The sequence below is a fragment of the Spongiibacter sp. genome (genome assembly GCF_041602295.1).
Lineage (GTDB): Bacteria > Pseudomonadota > Gammaproteobacteria > Pseudomonadales > Spongiibacteraceae > Spongiibacter.
Genome location: NZ_JBFIGO010000008.1, coordinates 25,198 through 42,342, shown reverse-complemented (window position 1 = coordinate 42,342; position 17,145 = coordinate 25,198). Strand labels below are relative to the sequence as shown.

Sequence of the window (17,145 nt, the reverse complement as noted above, 5' to 3'; positions counted from 1 at the left end):
CGAGCGCTATTGTATCTGCTGAGGCGGCGGCCTGCACGGCCGTCGTGTCAGATATCGAGTTTGTTGCGCATTTCCCTCATGCGGCGGCGCTGCTCTTCGGGGGCCAGTGGTCGCGGCTCGGGCTCTGGCAGGGCCTCGGGCTGCGGCGGGTTGAGTGCCTGGCCTTTGCGCACCTGCTCGCAGAGTGCTTGATAGTGACGGCGAAAAACCGGAAAGGCTTGTTGCTCGCTGTTGTTGGCGAGGAAGTACCAGTCGCTTTGGCGGCCTGCGTGATAAACCGCAGGGTGCGACCAGCGGTAGTCGTTCTTGGGTGACGGTGCGCGGCAGGCTTCCACGTAGGCGCTGTGTGGGTCGGGTAGGCCCAGCTCGCGGTCGTCGGGCTCGCAGTATTTTAGGATGCCCTTGATCGTAGGCAGAAATTCTGACTCGCGGATGGCGCGGTGGCAGGCTGCGGTAATTTGCTCAGGGGGAATATGGCAGAGGTTGCTGAACCAGAGTTTTTTGGCGTAGGACAGCTTTTCGCTATTGGCGAAGGCCTTGTTGTACTGGTTGTGATAAACCAGCTCAAACTCCGCGAACATGCGGTTGATGGCGTCGATCACCGCGCCCTTGTCGGGCATTGGTTCAGAGGCCGTCGGCCCAGCTGCGGTCGGTGTGCTTGTCGATGAAGCCAGTTGCTGCTTGGCCTGATCCAGAAGCTCTTTGCTGTCTCGCATCGTGTTTGTCCAGTTGGTGGCTGTGTGCCCAGCGGTATTTTACATGTTGCAAAAATTTTGTATTCCAGGAGCGTTGTGCCTGGCCACTGTCTCGCCAAAACAGGATGAATTCTGCTACCTGCTGGCGAGCGAAGTCGGCGTCAATGCGCGCCATGCGCAGTATCTCGAAGACCTCGGGGCTAGGTTGCCAGTTGTTGCTAATCGGCACAAAGGCCTGTTCGTGACTGACGGCGTTGGTGTAGCGGGCCCATTGCAGACGAATATGCTGCAGAAAGCGCGAGTTCCAATTGCTGTCTAGGGTGCCGCGTTCGCGCCAGTAAAGAATAAATTCGGGGATGGCGTCTTCGATAAAATGCTGGCTGATATTGTCGCGCAGTAAGATATCCAGGGCGTCGTGGCTGGGTCGCCAATCGCTGTCGATGGGCTGGTTTTTAGCCTGCTCAATGTCTGCGTACTGTTGCTTTTTCCAGCGTCGGCTGACGTACTGACTAAACGTGCTGCTCCAGGAGCTGCGTGCTTCGCCGCTTTCGCGGTAGTGGGCGATGAATTCGGGCAGGCAGGCGTCGATAAATTCGCTGCTGATCCGGCCGAAGCGGGTTAGGTATTCAATGGCGGCGGGATCTGGGCGCCACTCGGCGCTGATTAGCTGGCGGCCAGGTACCGGCTGTTGAGGGCGCGCGCTGTTTATTACTGGGCTTCTGGTGGTCGCTGCGGGGGCGGCTGGTCTGGGTTTTGGCGCTGTCCCGCCTTGGCGGCTGGGCAGCGCGAAGCGAATATTGCGAGCATTGCTGATTAGCGCACCGCCGATAATAATGAGCCCCTGGTCGTGCAGTTGCTGCAGTTGTCGGTCGATCTCGCTGCTCTGCCAGAACGGCAGTTGTTCCTCAAGCCGCTGGCGGTCGAGCAGGTGCCAGTCTTGACCCTGGCGTGGCCGGCTTTCCAAAAGCGGTTGCCACTCAGCCAATAGCTGGTATAACAGCGCGCCCTCCAGGCCGATAGTGGCGGCCAGAGTGGGCGATACTAGCAGGGGTCTTTCCAGTAGTGGCGCCGACATTTATTAAAATCCTCAGGTGACAGAGTATTGTACGGGCATGGTGCCTGCCCTGTCAGCAAAACAGCGGAGCACAGCGTGATGGCCAGAAATAAAACCGCCTATGTTTGCAATGATTGCGGTTCGGAACACGGCAAATGGCAGGGGCAGTGTCAGGACTGCGGGGCGTGGAATACCTTGGCCGAGGTGCGTCTTGGCCCGGCGGTAGCGGGAGCTGCGCGTAAAGGTTATGCCGGTGCGGTGGGCGAGCTGCAGAGTTTGGCCAGTGTGCGGGTCGAGGACTTGCCGAGGATTGCCAGTGGCTATGAAGAGTTGGATCGGGTGCTGGGTGGTGGCTTTGTGCCGGGGTCTGCAGTATTGCTGGGGGGGCACCCCGGCGCCGGAAAAAGTACCTTGCTGCTTCAGGTGTTGTGTCGCTTGGCGGCGGCGCGCAGTTGTTTGTATGTGACTGGTGAGGAGTCACTGCAGCAGGTGGCGTTGCGCGCGCGGCGGCTGGGTTTGGCGGCCGACGAGCTGCAGCTGTATTCAGAAACCAGTCTGGAGGCGATTCTTGCGCAGGCGGTGCAGCATCGCCCTGCGGTGTTGGTCGTGGATTCTATTCAGGTGTTGCATAGCGAACAGGCGAGTTCGGCTCCCGGCAGTGTGTCGCAGGTGCGCGAGTGTGCGGCGGCGCTGACGCGCTTTGCCAAGCAGAGTAATACCGTGCTGATTATGGTCGGGCATGTCACCAAGGACGGCGCGCTGGCTGGGCCGAAGGTGTTAGAGCATATTATCGACTGTTCCATTATGTTTGAGGGGGGTAGTGACAGTCGTTATCGCACCTTGCGGGGCCATAAAAACCGCTTTGGGGCGGTTAATGAGCTGGGGGTCTTTGCGATGACCGGAGAAGGTTTGAAAGAGGTGCGCAATCCCTCGGCGATTTTCCTTAACCGCAGTGAGGTGCAGGCCGCGGGCAGTGTGGTGATGGTGGTTTGGGAGGGTACCCGGCCACTGCTGGTGGAGATTCAGGCGCTGGTTGACGAGAGTAATTACGGCAATCCCAGGCGCGTGGCTGTTGGTTTGGAGCAAAATCGTTTGGCCATGCTGTTGGCGGTGCTGCACCGCCACGGCGGTTTGCAATTGGGTGACCAGGATGTGTTTGTGAATGTGGTGGGTGGCGTTAAAGTGCTGGAAACCGGTGCGGATTTGGCGCTGCTATTTGCCATTGTGTCGAGCTTTCGCGACCGGCCATTAGCGGAAGATTTGGTGGTGTTTGGGGAAGTTGGCCTGTCGGGCGAAATTCGTCCGGTGCCCAGTGGTCAGGAGCGCCTACAGGAGGCGCGTAAACACGGCTTTAGTCGCGCCATCGTGCCCAAAGCCAATGCGCCGCGCGGCGACATTGGCATGGAGGTGGTGGCGGTGAGCACGCTTGCCGAGGCCATCGAGGCGCTGTGACGACAGTGGGCTTTAGAATAGCTCGATGGGTTCGCCGTTGCCCGCTTCGTAAGCGCCTTCAGCGCCGCCGCTACTGATGGCGCTGGGGGCGTTGCCGGTGCGGAAGTACTCGAATATCGCGTTGCCCTGTCCCGGCGCGGCGAGGTTGCCGCTCTCTGGGTCGATGCGCACGGAGATAATGCCTTCCGGCTGCTTCAGGTGGCGTTCCTGGCGGCCTTGAAGGGCCTCTTTCATATAATCGATCCAGATAGGCAGCGCGACGGAACCGCCAAATTCACGGCGGCCCAGTTTCTGATTTTGGTCGAAGCCTATCCATGTGGACGTGACAACACCACTGCTGTAGCCGGAGAACCAGGCGTCGGTAGGGCCGTTGGTGGTGCCGGTTTTGCCGGCGGCATCGCCGCGTTTGAGTGTCAATGCCTTGCGGCCGGTGCCGCGTGTGATCACGTCTTTTAAAATACTGTCGATCAAAAACACCACTTCTTCATCGATTACGCGTTCAGCGCGGCGCGCCTGGTGTGCGGCGCTGTCGGCGCGCAAGTCGTCTAATGAGTCGGCTTCCATGCTGTCGATGTTGTCTTCGTCGGCCTTGCAGTTGTGGCAGGCGATTGCCGGGTCTGCCCGGTAAATGGTGTTGCCGTCGCGGTCGATAATTTGTTCGATCAGCCAGGGTGAGACTTTGTGGCCGCCGTTGGCAAATACCGCATAGCCGGTGACGACGTCCAATGGGGTGAGTGAGTGGCTGCCCAGGGCCAGGGAGAGGTCGCGGGGCAGCTTGCTGCTGTCAAAGCCAAAGCGCGCGACATAATCGATGGCGGTGTTGATGCCCAGTTCGCGCAGCAGACGAATGGATACCAGGTTGCGCGACAGGTAAAGGGCTTTGCGCAGTCGCATTGGGCCGTTGAATTTGCCGTTTGAGTTGCTGGGGCGCCATGTGCCCCCTAGGGAGGCGTCGTCAAAGACGATGGGTGCGTCATTGATAATACTGGCGGCGGTAAAACCGTTGGCCAGGGCGGCGGTGTAAATAAACGGCTTGAAGGCCGAGCCTGGTTGCCGTGAGGCTTGAGTGACACGGTTAAAGGAGCTGCGCTGATAGCTGTAGCCGCCCACCAGGCTGAGAATGGCCCCGCTGTCTGCGTCCAGGGAGACCAGGGCGCCCTGGATGGCGGGGAGTTGCGACAGCTGCCAGCGTTGGGGTGAGCCGTCGTTCATGCGCAGGCGGATAACGTCGCCGGGCGCGATAAGTTCATCTACGGATTCCGCTTCGTAGCTGTTTCGGTCTTCATTGATGTAGCGCACGGTGCCGGCGAAGCCCTGTTCCCATTCCAGGGTGCTTTGTTGGCCGGTGGCCAATAGCACGACGGCCCGTCGGCTTTCGATACTCAAGACCAGGGCGGGGTGCCAGGGGCCAACGCTGCCGATATCTTGCAGTTTGCGGCTGTATTGTTTGCGGGCTTCATCGTCCAGGTCGCCGTTTATTGGCCATTGCTGTTCTGGGCCGCGGTAGCCGTGGCGGCGGTCATACTCGGCAACGCCATTGAGGACCGCGTTCTTGGCGGCCTTCTGCAGGCGGCTGTCGACGGTGGTAATGACGCTGTAGCCATTTTCGTAGGCGGCACGGCCGTAGCGTCGCAGCATTTCTAGGCGCACCATCTCGGCGGCATAGGCGGCATTGACGTCGAGTTGGGTGCCGTGCTGGCGGGCGCTTATTGGTTGTGCGATGGCGTCATTGAAGTCGGCCTCACTGGTATAGCCGAGCGCATACATGCGGCGCAGTATCCAGTTTCGGCGGATGCGTGCGCGTTCGGGGTTGGCGATGGGGTTGTAGGCCGAAGGGGCTTTGGGGAGACCGGCAATCATCGCCATTTGTGCAAGGTTTAGTTCTTTGATGGATGTGCCGTAATAGGTTTGTGCCGCGGCCTCAATGCCGTAGGAGTGATTGCCGAGAAATATCTTGTTTAAGTAGAGTTCGAGGATGTCGCCCTTGCTAAGTTTGCGCTCGATCTCGATAGCTAAAAAGATTTCGGTGAACTTGCGGGTGAAGGTTCGCTCCTGGCTTAGGAAGTAGTTTTTGGCAACTTGCATGGTGATGGTGGAGCCGCCGGTTTGAATGCTGCCGCTGGTGATGAGCTGTGAGGCGGCGCGCAGCAGACTGGTGGGGTCGACGCCGCGATGCTGGTAGAAGCGGTCATCTTCGGCAGCGAGAAATGCGTCAATAAAGGTTTTGGGTACCTCTTGTATGCTTACTGGTGAACGTCGCTTTTCGCCAAATTCGCCGATTATCTGCCCATCTCTGCTATATATACGAAGGGGGGTTTGCAGTTGTACGTCGCGCAGCTGTTCGACTTCCGGTAGTCGCGGGGCGATATAGAGGAAGGCGGCGCAGAACACCATAAAGGTCCCACAGGCTGAAATTAAAGCCAGTAGGCTGAAGAAACGTAGTAGCGAAACGGTGCGAGCCATATTTTTCCAGTTATGCCAAAGGGCTATCAAAATGCGGAGACTAGGATACCCAAATCTGTGAAATTATCGGGGTATTTTTTTCATAACTATTTGCGCAATGGTATACACTGGTATTTAATCTTGCATATAAGAATTCGCCCTAAGTCCACGATGTAAATAGGAAAATAACAGTGCTAGATGGCTTGTTAGGCGGTCAAAAATCCCGCGGTGTGCTCGGCGTAGACATCAGTTCCAGCGCGGTCAAAGTGCTGGAACTGAGTCGCAGTGGCGAGAAATTGCGCGTTGAAAGTTATGCGGTTATGTCGCTGCCGCCACAGTCCGTGGTGGAAAAAAACGTTGTGGAAGTTGAGGCCGTTGGCGAGGTCGTGAAGGCGGTGTACAACCGCTCGCGAAGCAAATTGGTCAAAGCAGCGGCGGCGGTGCCCGGCTCGGCGGTTATTACCAAGATGTTGCGCATGCCCGCCGATATGAATGACAACGCCATGGAGGCGCAGATCTCCCTGGAGGCCGATCAGTATATCCCCTACCCGCTGGAAGAGGTGGCACTGGACTTTGAAGTGCAGGGGGTCGCCGAAGATGCGCCTGAACAGGTTGAGGTGATGCTGGTTGCCTGCCGTCGCGACAATGTCGACAGTCGTGTCGAGGCGCTGGAGGTCGGTGGCCTTGAGCCGAAAATAATGGATGTCGAGGCCTATGCGGTAGAGCGCAGTTATGGCCTGTTGGCACCGCAGTTGGGTGTCGATGAGAACACCGTGGTGGCGATAGTGGATATCGGTGCCAGCATGACCTCACTCAGCGTTATTGTTAATGGCGAAACGGTGTACACCCGCGACCAGTTGTTTGGTGGCCGCCAGCTTACCGAGGAGATTCAGCGCCGCTATGGGCTGAGTGCCGAGGAGGCCGGCTTGGCCAAGAAGCAGGGTGGGCTGTCCGATGACTATGACAGTGAGGTGTTGGCGCCGTTTAAAGAGGCGGTAATTCAACAAGTATCGCGGTCGCTACAGTTTTTCTTCTCGGCCAGCCAGTACAGTGAAGTTGACGCCATTTTTTTGGCCGGTGGGGTTGCGTCCATGCAGGGCTTGGCGGAGACCGTAGAAGAACGTTTGGCGGTGAAGACCGTGGTGGCCAATCCCTTTGCGAATATGTCAATTGCCTCCGGGGTAGACGCCATGCGTTTGAGTAATGATGCGCCGGCTATGCTAATTGCCTGTGGACTGGCTCTGAGGAGTTTTGACTGATGTCAAATATCAACCTGTTGCCGTGGCGGGAAGAGCGCCGCCATCAGATCCAGCAGCAGTTTCTGGCTGGGCTGGCAGCGGTGGTGGTGCTGGCGGGGCTGATTGTTTTGTTGACGATGAGTGTCGTGAACCGTGCGATCAGCAATCAAGAGAGCCGCAATGCCTATCTCCAGGGCCATATCACCCAAATCAATAAAGAGGTTGCGGAAATTCGTGATCTGGAAACGCGCCGTCAGCAGCTGCTCGACCGGATGAATATCATCCAGAGCCTGCAGGGGACGCGTCCGCTGATTGTGCGGGTATTTGATGAGATGGTGAGAACTCTCCCGGACGGCCTGTTTTTTACCTCGGTGGTGCGTGCTGGCGATCGCATCAGTGTTGAGGGGATTGCTGAATCCAATAACCGGGTGTCGAGCCTGATGCGCAAGCTCGATGCCTCGACCTGGTTCTCTGAGCCCAATCTCACAGCGGTTAAGGCGGCTGAAGAGTACGGCGAGCAGGCGAGTAATTTTACGCTGTCGTTCCGTATCAGCGCCCCTTCGCCGGCGAATGACGAATAGGAGATGGCTGTGGCTTGGCAGGAATGGATCGACGAAGTTAAACAGTTTGATTTTAATGATATCAACGAGGGCAATATCGGCGCTTGGCCGGTATTGGTGCGCGCCGGGCTGTGGCTGCTGGCCTTCGTGCTGGTCGTGACGGTGGGGTATTTTTATTTGATCGCCGATTTGCGGGTGGAGTTGGCGGTTGTCGAGGGCAAGGAAAGCCAGCTTCGAGCGGAGTTTGAGCGCAAGGCTTTTAAAGCGGCAAAACTCGAGCCGCTGAAAAAGCAAATGGCTGAGATGGAAGAGTCTTTTGGGATTTTGTTGGGGCAATTGCCTGCCGACACCGAGGTGCCCGGCTTGCTCGAGGATATGACCGAGAAGGCGGTGGATAATGGCTTGGAGATTGACAGTATTAAACTGCAGCCTGAGCGCACCCAAGAATTCTATATTGAACTGCCTATCGCGATCGAGGTTGAGGGCAGCTATCACGACTTGGCGGCCTTTGTGAGTGGTATCGCCAGCTTGCCGCGAATTGTCACGCTACACGATTATAAGATAAGCACCGATAAAGAGCTCAGTAGGCAGAAAATGTCCATTACGGCAAAAACCTATCGCTACAAAGAGATGGAGGGGGAATCGTAATGCGACTGCTACGAGTCTTTCTGCCCGCCGTGCTGCTTGCGCTGACGGCTTGTAGTGACGGTGGGCGCTACGCCGATATCGACGCCTTTGTGGCTGAAAAGCGCGCCGCTCCCAGTGGTGCCATTGCCCCGATACCGGCAATGCAGGCCTATCGCGCCTTCACCTATACGGCCTCGGGGCTGCGAAGCCCGTTTAGTAAGCCGGTTGATGTGAAGGAAATTGCCCGCCTTGAAGCGTCGTCGTCGGTGAAGCCTGATACTGACCGCGAACGCGAGTTTCTGGAGTCGTATTCTATCGACTCGTTGAGAATGGTCGGCACCGTGGAGTTGAATAAGGTGTTGTGGGCACTGCTAAAAACGCCGGACGGCGGTGTGCATAGAGTCAGGCAGAATAACTATGTGGGTCGCAACCACGGCAAGATTGTCCAGGTTGGTGGTAACTATATTTCGGTAGTCGAGATCGTCTCTACCGGTGGAGATGGCTGGGTAGAGCGGCCGCGCTCCCTTGAGTTGAGTGACGGCAAGTGAGAATTCGAGAGGCGGAGAGATTGATGAAAACCCGAATGCAGAAGCAGCGCGCTGTGCAGCGCAAGGCCCGTGGCAGTCGCGCACTGATTGGCCAGTGCCTGCTGCTACTCGCGTCCCTGTTTGCCTCTATGGTGACCTCGGCGGCCAGTCTTGTCGATGTGGAGTTTAATGCGCTGGAGGGCGGCCGTTTTGAGGCGCGTTTCCGTTTCACTGGCCCGGCGCCAGAGGTGAAGGGCTATACCATTGAAAAGCCCGCGAGAATTGCCCTGGATTTGATTGGCGCGGACAACCAGCTCAAGCAGAAGAAATACCCGCTGGCCTACGACAATGCCAGTAGCGCGGTGGTGCTGGAGGGGCGCGACCGCACTCGTGTGGTGCTCAACCTTGTCAGTCTGGCGCCCTATGAAACCCGTATTGATGGCGATGAGTTGGTGGTTTCCGTTGGGGGGGGGAGTAGCCGGGCCTATCTCAAGGAAAAGTATAACAACCCTGTGATTTCCATGTCCGAAGTTAAGTCCAAGGCGAACGGTAATCGGATTACCGATCTCGATTTTCGCCGCGGCGATGCGGGTGAGGGACGGCTGGTCGTCAAGCTCGCCGACGACAAGGCGGATATCAATGTGTTTGTCGAAGGGCCGCGAATTAAAATTGATTTCACCGGCGTGGATCTGCCTCCGAGCTTGCAGCGTCGCTTTGATGTCGCCGATTTCGCTACGCCGGTAAGCATGGTCAGTGCGCGCATGGGCGAAAAGGGGGCCAAGTTGTCACTGGAGGCGAAGGGGGAGTACGACTACCTCGCCTATCAAACGGATAACGAATACGTGGTCAGTGTCAAACCACTGACTCCGGCGGAGGTTCAGGAGCGTCGCAAGGAGTTTGCCTATGTCGGCGAGAAGTTGTCGCTGAATTTTCAGGACATTGAGGTGCGTTCGGTATTGCAGCTGATTGCCGATTTCACCGAGCTTAATTTGGTGGCCAGCGATACCGTCAAGGGCAATATCACCCTGCGCCTGCAAAATGTGCCCTGGGATCAGGCCCTGGAGTTGGTGTTGAAAACCAAGGGCTTGGATAAGCGTCAGGTGGGCAATGTGCTGATGGTGGCGCCAGCGGCAGAAATTGCCGAGCGCGAGCGCCTGGAGATAGAGGCGCAGAAGCAGGTGGAAGAGCTGGCGCCCTTGCAGAGTGAATTTATTCGTATTCGCTATGCCGACGCGGCTGAATTGTTCAAGCTGTTTGATAGCGATGAAGGCGGCGATGGCCGTGGCGACCGTGAGGGCTCTGCGAAAAGCATATTGTCGCCCCGCGGCAATGTGATCGTCGATGAGCGCACCAATTCGCTGCTGATTACTGAAACGGCGGAAAGGCTGGAAGAGTTTCGCCGTCTGGTGGCGCTGATCGATGTGCCGGTGCGTCAGGTGCAGATCGAGGCGCGGATTGTGCGCGCCTCCTCTGATTTCGATCGCTCGCTGGGGGTGCGTTGGGGTGGCGCCTATGTCAGGCAGCGGGGCAATGAAATCTACTCTGCCAACGGCACACTGGAGGGCGATCAGGCAACGCGCAATAACTTTGTCGATGCCCTGACTTCCGGGGCCAGCAGCTTTGAGGCGGTGCCCGGCTTGGTGACCGACCTTGGCGTGTCCAATGCGGCGGGATCGTTTGCCATCGGTTATATCGGCTCTGATGTACTGCTTAATCTCGAGTTGTCTGCGCTGGAATCCAAGGGGCGCGGTGAGGTGGTGTCGCAGCCGCGTATCGTGACCGGTGATAAGGAAGCGGCCATCATCAAATCGGGTACCGAGATTCCCTATCCGGAGAGTTCGGCCAGTGGCGAAACCACTATTGCCTTTAAGGAGGCGGTGCTGAAGTTGGATGTGACGCCCATCATTACCCCCGATGACCGCATCATTATGGATTTGATTATTAATCAGGACACCATCGGGGATTTGGTAATTGCCACCGGACTGGGTGGTCAGGTGCCGACCATTGATACCACCGAGTTGCAGACCCGGGTGCTGGTTAGCAACGGCGAGACAGTGGTATTGGGTGGGGTCTACGATCAGTTGGATGTGGAGACGGAGACCAAGGTGCCATTCCTGGGGGATATCCCCTTTCTGGGGCGTCTGTTCAAGTCCACCAGTGTGACCCGCGAAAAGCAGGAGACACTGATTTTTATTACGCCGCGCATTCTTGCCGACAGCTTGGTAGATTGATGGGGTCATGCGCAAAACAGAAGTAGTGTATTTGGTGGGGCCGATGGGGGCGGGAAAAAGCACCATCGGTCGTTTGCTGGCCGATACTTTGGGTGTGGATTTCTACGACGTCGATCGCGAGATCGAGGAGCGGGCCGGTGTCGATATTCCGTGGATCTTCGATATGGAAGGCGAGGCGGGCTTTCGCGAGCGCGAAACGCAGATGTTGAAAGACCTCAGTGACAGCAGTGCCGCGGTGGTGTCCACCGGCGGTGGTGCTGTACTCTGCGAGGAGAATCGCAGTTTGATGATGGCGCGGGGTACGGTGGTTTATCTGCGAACCTCTATTGATGAGCAAATACGCCGAACTGCCAAAGACCGCAAACGTCCGCTGCTTCAGCAGGGCGACCCGGAGGCGACTTTGCGTCGCCTAATGGCTGAGCGGGAGCCGCTTTATCTACAGCTCGCCGATCACAGTATTGCCACCGATCATCGCAGCCCGCGGGCGGTGGTGCAGGAGCTGGTCGCTAAACTCCAGGGCGGCGACCTCTAGCGTTTAGCCTGTTATACTCACCGCTTTCAGCCACTCCTTGACCTGATATTTCGGAAATTCACCATGAAACAGCTCCAAGTTTCTCTTGGCGAGCGCAGCTATCCTATTTTTATTGGTCGCAACTTGCTTGATAACCCGGATGTGGATTGGGCCTCTTATGTGCGCGGTAATCAGGCCTGTGTCGTCAGCAATGACCGGGTGGCGCCCTTGTATATGGCCGCGGCCAAGCAAGCCTTAGCTGGTAAGCGGCTCTCTGAGGTTGTGCTGCCTGATGGTGAAGCACATAAGAGTTTGGCGGTGGCGGCGACGGTGTTTGATCGCCTGTTGGAAGAGAATCACAATCGCAGTACCACTCTGGTCGCCTTGGGTGGTGGTGTGGTCGGCGACATGTGCGGCTTTGCGGCGGCGTGTTATCAGCGGGGGGTGGCGTTTGTGCAGTTGCCAACAACGCTGCTGGCCATGGTTGACTCCTCGGTGGGGGGGAAAACCGGCGTTAATCACCCGTTGGGAAAAAATATGATTGGCGCCTTTCATCAGCCGGTCTGCGTGGTTGCCGACTTGAGTTTGCTGGATAGCTTGCCGGAGCGGGAGTACGCCGCTGGCGTTGCAGAGATTATTAAATACGGGCTGATTTGTGATGCGCCGTTTTTCGCATGGCTTGAAGCGAATATTGCGGCCTTGATGGCGCGCGACGGCGAGGTATTGGCCGAGGCGGTGTATCGCTCCTGTGTGAATAAGGCGAAAGTGGTGGCCGAAGATGAGCGGGAGGGCGGGCGCCGCGCCATCCTTAATCTCGGTCATACCTTTGGCCACGCCATCGAAACCGCAGAAGGCTACGGCAACTGGTTGCATGGTGAGGCAGTGGCGGCGGGAATGTCCCTCGCTATGGCGTTGTCGGTGGAGATGGGCGACCTGTCTGTTGAGGTGCTGCGGCGCGGCAATCAGTTGCTGCAGCGGGCGGGGCTGCCGGTTAAGCCGCCATCGGCGATGACGGTTGAGCAGTTTCTACAGTTGATGGGGCGGGACAAGAAGGTTGTTGATGGCCGCTTGCGCTTGGTCCTGTTAAAAGGTCTGGGTCAGGCGGTGGTCAGCGAGGCTGCCAGTGTCGAGCAGATCGCTAAAGTGCTGCTGGCGGCTGGCGTGAAGGGATGATTGTTGGTTAAAATTTGAACGGTTTTTGCTCGTTTTTTGCTCGGCGTTTGTCCGCATAGGCCCGTCCGTGTAGAATGTCCCTCCTTTTTTCGGGTACGCAAGCGTGCGCCGAGCTGTCATTTCGACTATCTGCTTGTTTTTCTTATATATTTTGTGAGAGTCGTTTTATGAGTACAGGCCTGTACAGACCTGAAGATGTGCGCGACAACTGTGGTTTTGGACTGATTGCCCATATGGAGGGCCAAGCCAGTCACAAATTGCTCACCACCGCCATCGAATCACTGACCTGCATGACTCACCGCGGGGGTATTGCTGCGGACGGTAAAACGGGTGATGGCTGCGGTTTGCTGCTGAAAAAACCCGATGCCTTTTTGCGCAGTGCGGCTAAGGCCGCCTTTGGTGGCGAACTCTCCGAACTTTACGGTGTGGGTCAGATCTTTCTCAGCCAAGATGAGCAGCGCGCCGACGCCGCGCGACAAACTCTGGCACAGATCCTCGCAGATAACGGCTTGCAGCAAGCGGGTTGGCGGCCGGTGCCGGTGGACTCCTCGGTCTGTGGTGAAATTGCCCTCGACAGCTTGCCGCGTATTGAGCAGCTATTTATCAATGTTGAGAATCTCAGTGCTCAGGAACTGACCACGCGCTTGTTTATTGTCCGTCGCCAAGCTGAAATGGCGTTGGCGGACGATGGCGATTTTTATATTTGCAGCCTGTCTGCCGATGTCGTTTCTTATAAAGGCCTGGTCATGCCGGTGGATCTTCCGGCTTTCTATCTCGATCTCGCCGATCCGGAGTTGGAAACCGCTATTTGTGTATTCCACCAGCGCTTTTCCACCAATACCATGCCTCGCTGGCCTCTGGCACAGCCATTCCGGATGCTGGCTCACAACGGCGAAATCAATACTGTTGAGGGCAACCGCAACTGGGCTGAGGCGCGCACTAAGAATTTTTCCAGCCCGCGTATTCCCGATGTTGAAGCCTTGGCGCCGCTGGTTAACCGTACCGGTTCCGATTCTTCAAGCCTCGACAATATGCTGGAGCTGCTGGTCGCCGGCGGCATGGACCTGTTCCGTGCGGTGCGGATGTTGGTGCCACCCGCATGGCAGAATATCGAGCACATGGATGCCGACCTCAAGGCCTTTTACGAATACAACTCTATGCATATGGAGCCTTGGGATGGGCCGGCTGGATTGGTAATGACCGATGGTCGTTACGCTGTGTGTATGCTCGACCGCAATGGCCTGCGTCCGTCGCGCTGGGTGATTACTAAAGACGGTTTTATCACGGTCGCGTCGGAAATAGGGACTTACGGTTATCAGCCCGATGATGTCGTTGCTAAGGGCCGCGTTGGTCCCGGGCAGATTCTGGTGGTCGATACCGAGAGCGGTGAAGTGCTGCACACTAAGGATGTCGACGATCGACTGAAGTCTGCCCACCCTTACAAGCAATGGCTGCGCGACAATGCGAATCGCTTGCAGGATCAGCTGGGGCGGGGCAATCGTCCGGCACTGCCGGAGGCCGAGCACCTGGAAAGCTTGCAAAAATATTTCCAAGTCAGTTTTGAAGAGCGCGAGCAGGTATTGTCGCCATTGGCCGATAGCGGCAATGAAGCTGTCGGTTCCATGGGGGACGATACGCCTATGGCCGTGCTGTCACGCGGTCAGCGTTCGCTGTACGACTATTTCCGCCAGAAATTTGCCCAGGTAACCAACCCCCCGATTGACCCCCTGCGGGAGTCAATCGTGATGAGTCTGGAAACGCTGTTGGGTGCCGAGCAAAATGTCTTCGAGCAAACGGCCGACCACGCAGACCGGTTGATCCTCAGCAGCCCAGTGTTGTCCCCGGACAAGTTTGATCGGCTGATGGGCGTCGATTCGCCGCGCTACCCTCGAGTCACTATCGATCTGTGTTATGACCCCGCGTTAAAGAGTCTGGACCAAGCGGTCAGTGATGTCGCCGCTGCGGCAGAGCAGGCCGTGCGCGACGGCAGCGTTATTTTGATTTTAAGTGATCGCGCGGTTGAGCCCGGTTTGCTGACTGTGCACAGCCTGCTAGCCACTGGCGCAGTGCATCACCACCTGATTGCACAAGGTCTGCGTTGCGACGCCAACCTGGTTATCGAGAGTGGCAGCGCCCGCGACTCGCATCAGATGGCCTGTCTGTTTGGTTTTGGTGCTACGGCGGTGTATCCCTATATGGCCTTTGCCGTGCTCAGCGACATGCTCAGCAGTGGTGAAGTGCTGGGCGATGAGTTGGGCACGTATGAAAACTACGTGAAAGGCATCAACAAAGGGCTGCTGAAAATTATGTCGAAAATGGGCATCTCGTCCATTTCCTCATACCGTGGCGCTCAGTTGTTTGAGGCTGTGGGTCTCGATACCGATGTCGTTGCCCGCTGTTTTAAAGGTGTTGCCAGTCGTATTGCCGGTGTTGGTTTCAAACAGCTGCAGCAGGATCAGGAAGCACTGGCGACCATCGCCTGGCTGCCGCGCAAGCCGCTGGATCAGGGCGGCCTGCTGAAGTACGTGCACGGCAAGGAATACCACGCCTTCAACCCCGATGTGGTGATGCGCCTGCAAGAGGCTGTGAAAAGCGGCAACTACAGTGATTGGAAACAGTACGCCGAGCTGGTGAATACCCGCCCGGTCGCAACATTGCGCGACCTGTTGGACTTTAGCGATAAGGCTAAACCGATTCCTCTGGAAGAAGTGGAACCGATTGAGAGTATTCTCAGCCGCTTTGACTCCGCAGGCATGTCCTTGGGCGCTCTTAGCCCAGAGGCGCACGAAGCCTTGGCGGCGGCGATGAACCGCCTTGGTGCGCGCTCTAACTCCGGTGAGGGTGGTGAAGACCCCGCGCGGTTTGGCACTGAGCGCGTGTCTAAAATCAAGCAGATTGCGTCTGGACGCTTTGGTGTGACCCCCCACTATTTGGTGAACGCCGAGGTACTGCAGATCAAAGTTGCCCAGGGCGCCAAGCCTGGCGAAGGCGGCCAGCTGCCCGGGGGCAAAGTGAATGCCCTGATCGCTCGCCTGCGTCACTCGGTGCCCGGTGTCACGCTGATTTCGCCGCCGCCGCACCACGATATTTATTCTATCGAGGATTTGGCGCAGCTGATTTTTGACCTCAAGCAGGTAAATCCGCAGGCCCTGGTGTCCGTGAAACTGGTTTCTGAGCCGGGGGTGGGCACCATTGCTGCCGGCGTGGCCAAGGCCTACGCTGACCTGATCACGATTTCTGGTTACGATGGCGGTACGGCGGCGAGTCCGTTGACGTCTATTCGCTACGCGGGTTCCCCTTGGGAGCTGGGCTTGGCAGAAGCGCAGCAAACCCTGCGTGGCAACGGCCTGCGCGGCAAGGTGAGAGTACAGACCGATGGCGGCTTGAAAACCGGCCTCGATGTGGTGAAGGCGGCAATTCTCGGCGCTGAAAGCTTCGGCTTTGGCACCACGCCGATGGTGGCCTTGGGATGTAAATATCTGCGTATCTGCCACCTGAACAACTGCGCGACCGGTGTTGCTACCCAGGATGAGCGACTGCGCGATGACCACTTTATTGGCACCGTGGAAATGGTGATGAACTTCTTTAAGTTCGTTGCCGAGGAAACGCGCGAGTGGATGGCGAAAGTTGGTGTGCGCACGATGGACGAGCTGATTGGTCGCACGGACCTGCTCGTACAAAAGGCGGGCGAAACCGACAAGCAGGGCCTGTTAGACCTGTCGCCGATGTTGCATAAAGACCCGGAAGCCGAGGGGCAGCCTGCTTTCTGTCAGGTGGCCTTGAATGAGCCTTTCGACAAGGGCGAGAAAGCTGAGGCAATGGTGGCGGCAATACTGCCCACCATTGATGCCAAATCCGGTGGTGAGTTCACTTTCACGATTAATAACTGCGACCGCTCCATTGGTGCGCGCCTATCGGGTGAAATTGCTCGTCGCCACGGCAACCTCGATATGGAGTCCGCGCCAGTCGTGCTGCGTTTAGCGGGTACCGCGGGTCAGAGCTTCGGTGTGTGGAACGCCGGTGGCTTGCATATGTATCTGGAAGGTGATGCCAATGACTATGTCGGCAAGGGGATGGCCGGTGGCAAGCTGGTGATTTACCCGCCGCGCGGCAGCGCCTTCGCCAGTCAGGATACCTCGATTGTCGGCAACACCTGCTTATACGGTGCGACCGGCGGCAAACTGTTTGCTGCGGGCACGGCTGGCGAGCGTTTCGCGGTGCGCAACTCCGGTGCCCATGCGGTTATCGAGGGCGCAGGTGACCACTGCTGCGAATATATGACGGGTGGTAACGTTACGGTATTAGGTAACACTGGTGTGAACTTTGGTGCGGGCATGACCGGCGGCTTCGCCTATGTGCTGGACCAGGAGAACACCTTCGTTGATCGCTACAACAGCGAGCTGGTGGAGATCTGCCGGATTACCTCGGAGTCGCTGGAAGCCTATCGCGTCCATCTGCGCGGCAATATCGAGGAGTTCGTTGCAGAAACTGGCAGCGCTTGGGGGCAGCAGATCCTCGATAATTTCGATGATTACATCGGCAAGTTCTGGATGATCAAGCCCAAAGCAGCAAGCCTCAGCCGCCTGCTGGAAACCACCAGACGGCGTCCGGAATAGGCGATCGCGTAGCGAAGAG

Annotated in this window: 12 protein-coding genes; 9 read left to right on the top strand and 3 right to left on the bottom strand. The window is 57.4% G+C overall.

Annotated features, from left to right (window positions below; all coding sequences use genetic code 11):
* Window positions 1-47 precede the first annotated feature (47 nt).
* Together ABYM29_RS02960 and ABYM29_RS02955 are read right to left on the bottom strand one after the other, a co-directional pair.
* Window positions 48-620 (bottom strand): replication protein P, encoded by a 573-nt coding sequence (locus tag ABYM29_RS02960; protein WP_372861914.1) that lies wholly within the window; start codon window positions 618-620, stop codon window positions 48-50.
* 4 nt (window positions 621-624) lie between these two features.
* Window positions 625-1,770 (bottom strand): DnaT-like ssDNA-binding domain-containing protein, encoded by a 1,146-nt coding sequence (locus ABYM29_RS02955; protein ID WP_372861911.1) that lies wholly within the window; start codon window positions 1,768-1,770, stop codon window positions 625-627.
* A gap of 78 nt (window positions 1,771-1,848) precedes the next feature.
* Here ABYM29_RS02955 and radA point away from each other — a divergent pair, with 78 nt between their 5' ends.
* Entirely contained in the window at window positions 1,849-3,201 is a 1,353-nt protein-coding gene (gene radA / locus ABYM29_RS02950; RefSeq protein WP_372861908.1) for a DNA repair protein RadA, read from the top strand.
* A 12-nt stretch (window positions 3,202-3,213) separates the two neighbouring features.
* Here the strand turns inward: radA and ABYM29_RS02945 are convergent, their stop codons facing one another.
* Window positions 3,214-5,664 (bottom strand): penicillin-binding protein 1A, encoded by a 2,451-nt coding sequence (locus tag ABYM29_RS02945; protein ID WP_372861906.1) that lies wholly within the window; start codon window positions 5,662-5,664, stop codon window positions 3,214-3,216.
* Between the two features lie 170 nt (window positions 5,665-5,834).
* Between ABYM29_RS02945 and ABYM29_RS02940 the strand changes: the two genes are divergently transcribed.
* The 8 genes from ABYM29_RS02940 (at window position 5,835) to gltB (ending at window position 17,126) form a co-directional block, all read left to right on the top strand.
* Window positions 5,835-6,902 (top strand): pilus assembly protein PilM, encoded by a 1,068-nt coding sequence (locus ABYM29_RS02940; protein WP_372861904.1) that lies wholly within the window; start codon window positions 5,835-5,837, stop codon window positions 6,900-6,902.
* On the top strand, window positions 6,902-7,462 hold the full coding sequence (locus ABYM29_RS02935; protein WP_372861902.1) for a PilN domain-containing protein: 561 nt from the start codon (window positions 6,902-6,904) through the stop codon (window positions 7,460-7,462). Before ABYM29_RS02940 ends, ABYM29_RS02935 begins: the two co-directional genes overlap by 1 nt.
* Before the next feature lie 9 nt (window positions 7,463-7,471).
* Window positions 7,472-8,089: a type 4a pilus biogenesis protein PilO gene (locus ABYM29_RS02930; RefSeq protein WP_372861900.1), complete on the top strand. Its 618-nt coding sequence runs from the start codon at window positions 7,472-7,474 to the stop codon at window positions 8,087-8,089.
* Window positions 8,089-8,616, top strand: a complete 528-nt coding sequence (locus tag ABYM29_RS02925) for a pilus assembly protein PilP (protein WP_372861898.1) — start codon at window positions 8,089-8,091, stop codon at window positions 8,614-8,616. Before ABYM29_RS02930 ends, ABYM29_RS02925 begins: the two co-directional genes overlap by 1 nt.
* A gap of 23 nt (window positions 8,617-8,639) precedes the next feature.
* Window positions 8,640-10,826: a type IV pilus secretin PilQ gene (gene pilQ / locus ABYM29_RS02920; RefSeq protein WP_372861895.1), complete on the top strand. Its 2,187-nt coding sequence runs from the start codon at window positions 8,640-8,642 to the stop codon at window positions 10,824-10,826.
* A 7-nt stretch (window positions 10,827-10,833) separates the two neighbouring features.
* Window positions 10,834-11,358 carry a shikimate kinase AroK gene (gene aroK, locus ABYM29_RS02915; protein ID WP_372861893.1) on the top strand — a complete coding sequence of 175 codons (525 nt, stop codon included), beginning with the start codon at window positions 10,834-10,836 and terminating at the stop codon, window positions 11,356-11,358.
* Between the two features lie 63 nt (window positions 11,359-11,421).
* A complete protein-coding gene (aroB, locus tag ABYM29_RS02910; RefSeq protein WP_372861890.1) occupies window positions 11,422-12,510 on the top strand; it encodes a 3-dehydroquinate synthase in 1,089 nt (362 codons plus the stop codon).
* 167 nt (window positions 12,511-12,677) lie between these two features.
* Window positions 12,678-17,126 (top strand): glutamate synthase large subunit, encoded by a 4,449-nt coding sequence (gene gltB, locus ABYM29_RS02905; RefSeq protein WP_372861888.1) that lies wholly within the window; start codon window positions 12,678-12,680, stop codon window positions 17,124-17,126.
* Window positions 17,127-17,145: the final 19 nt, after the last annotated feature.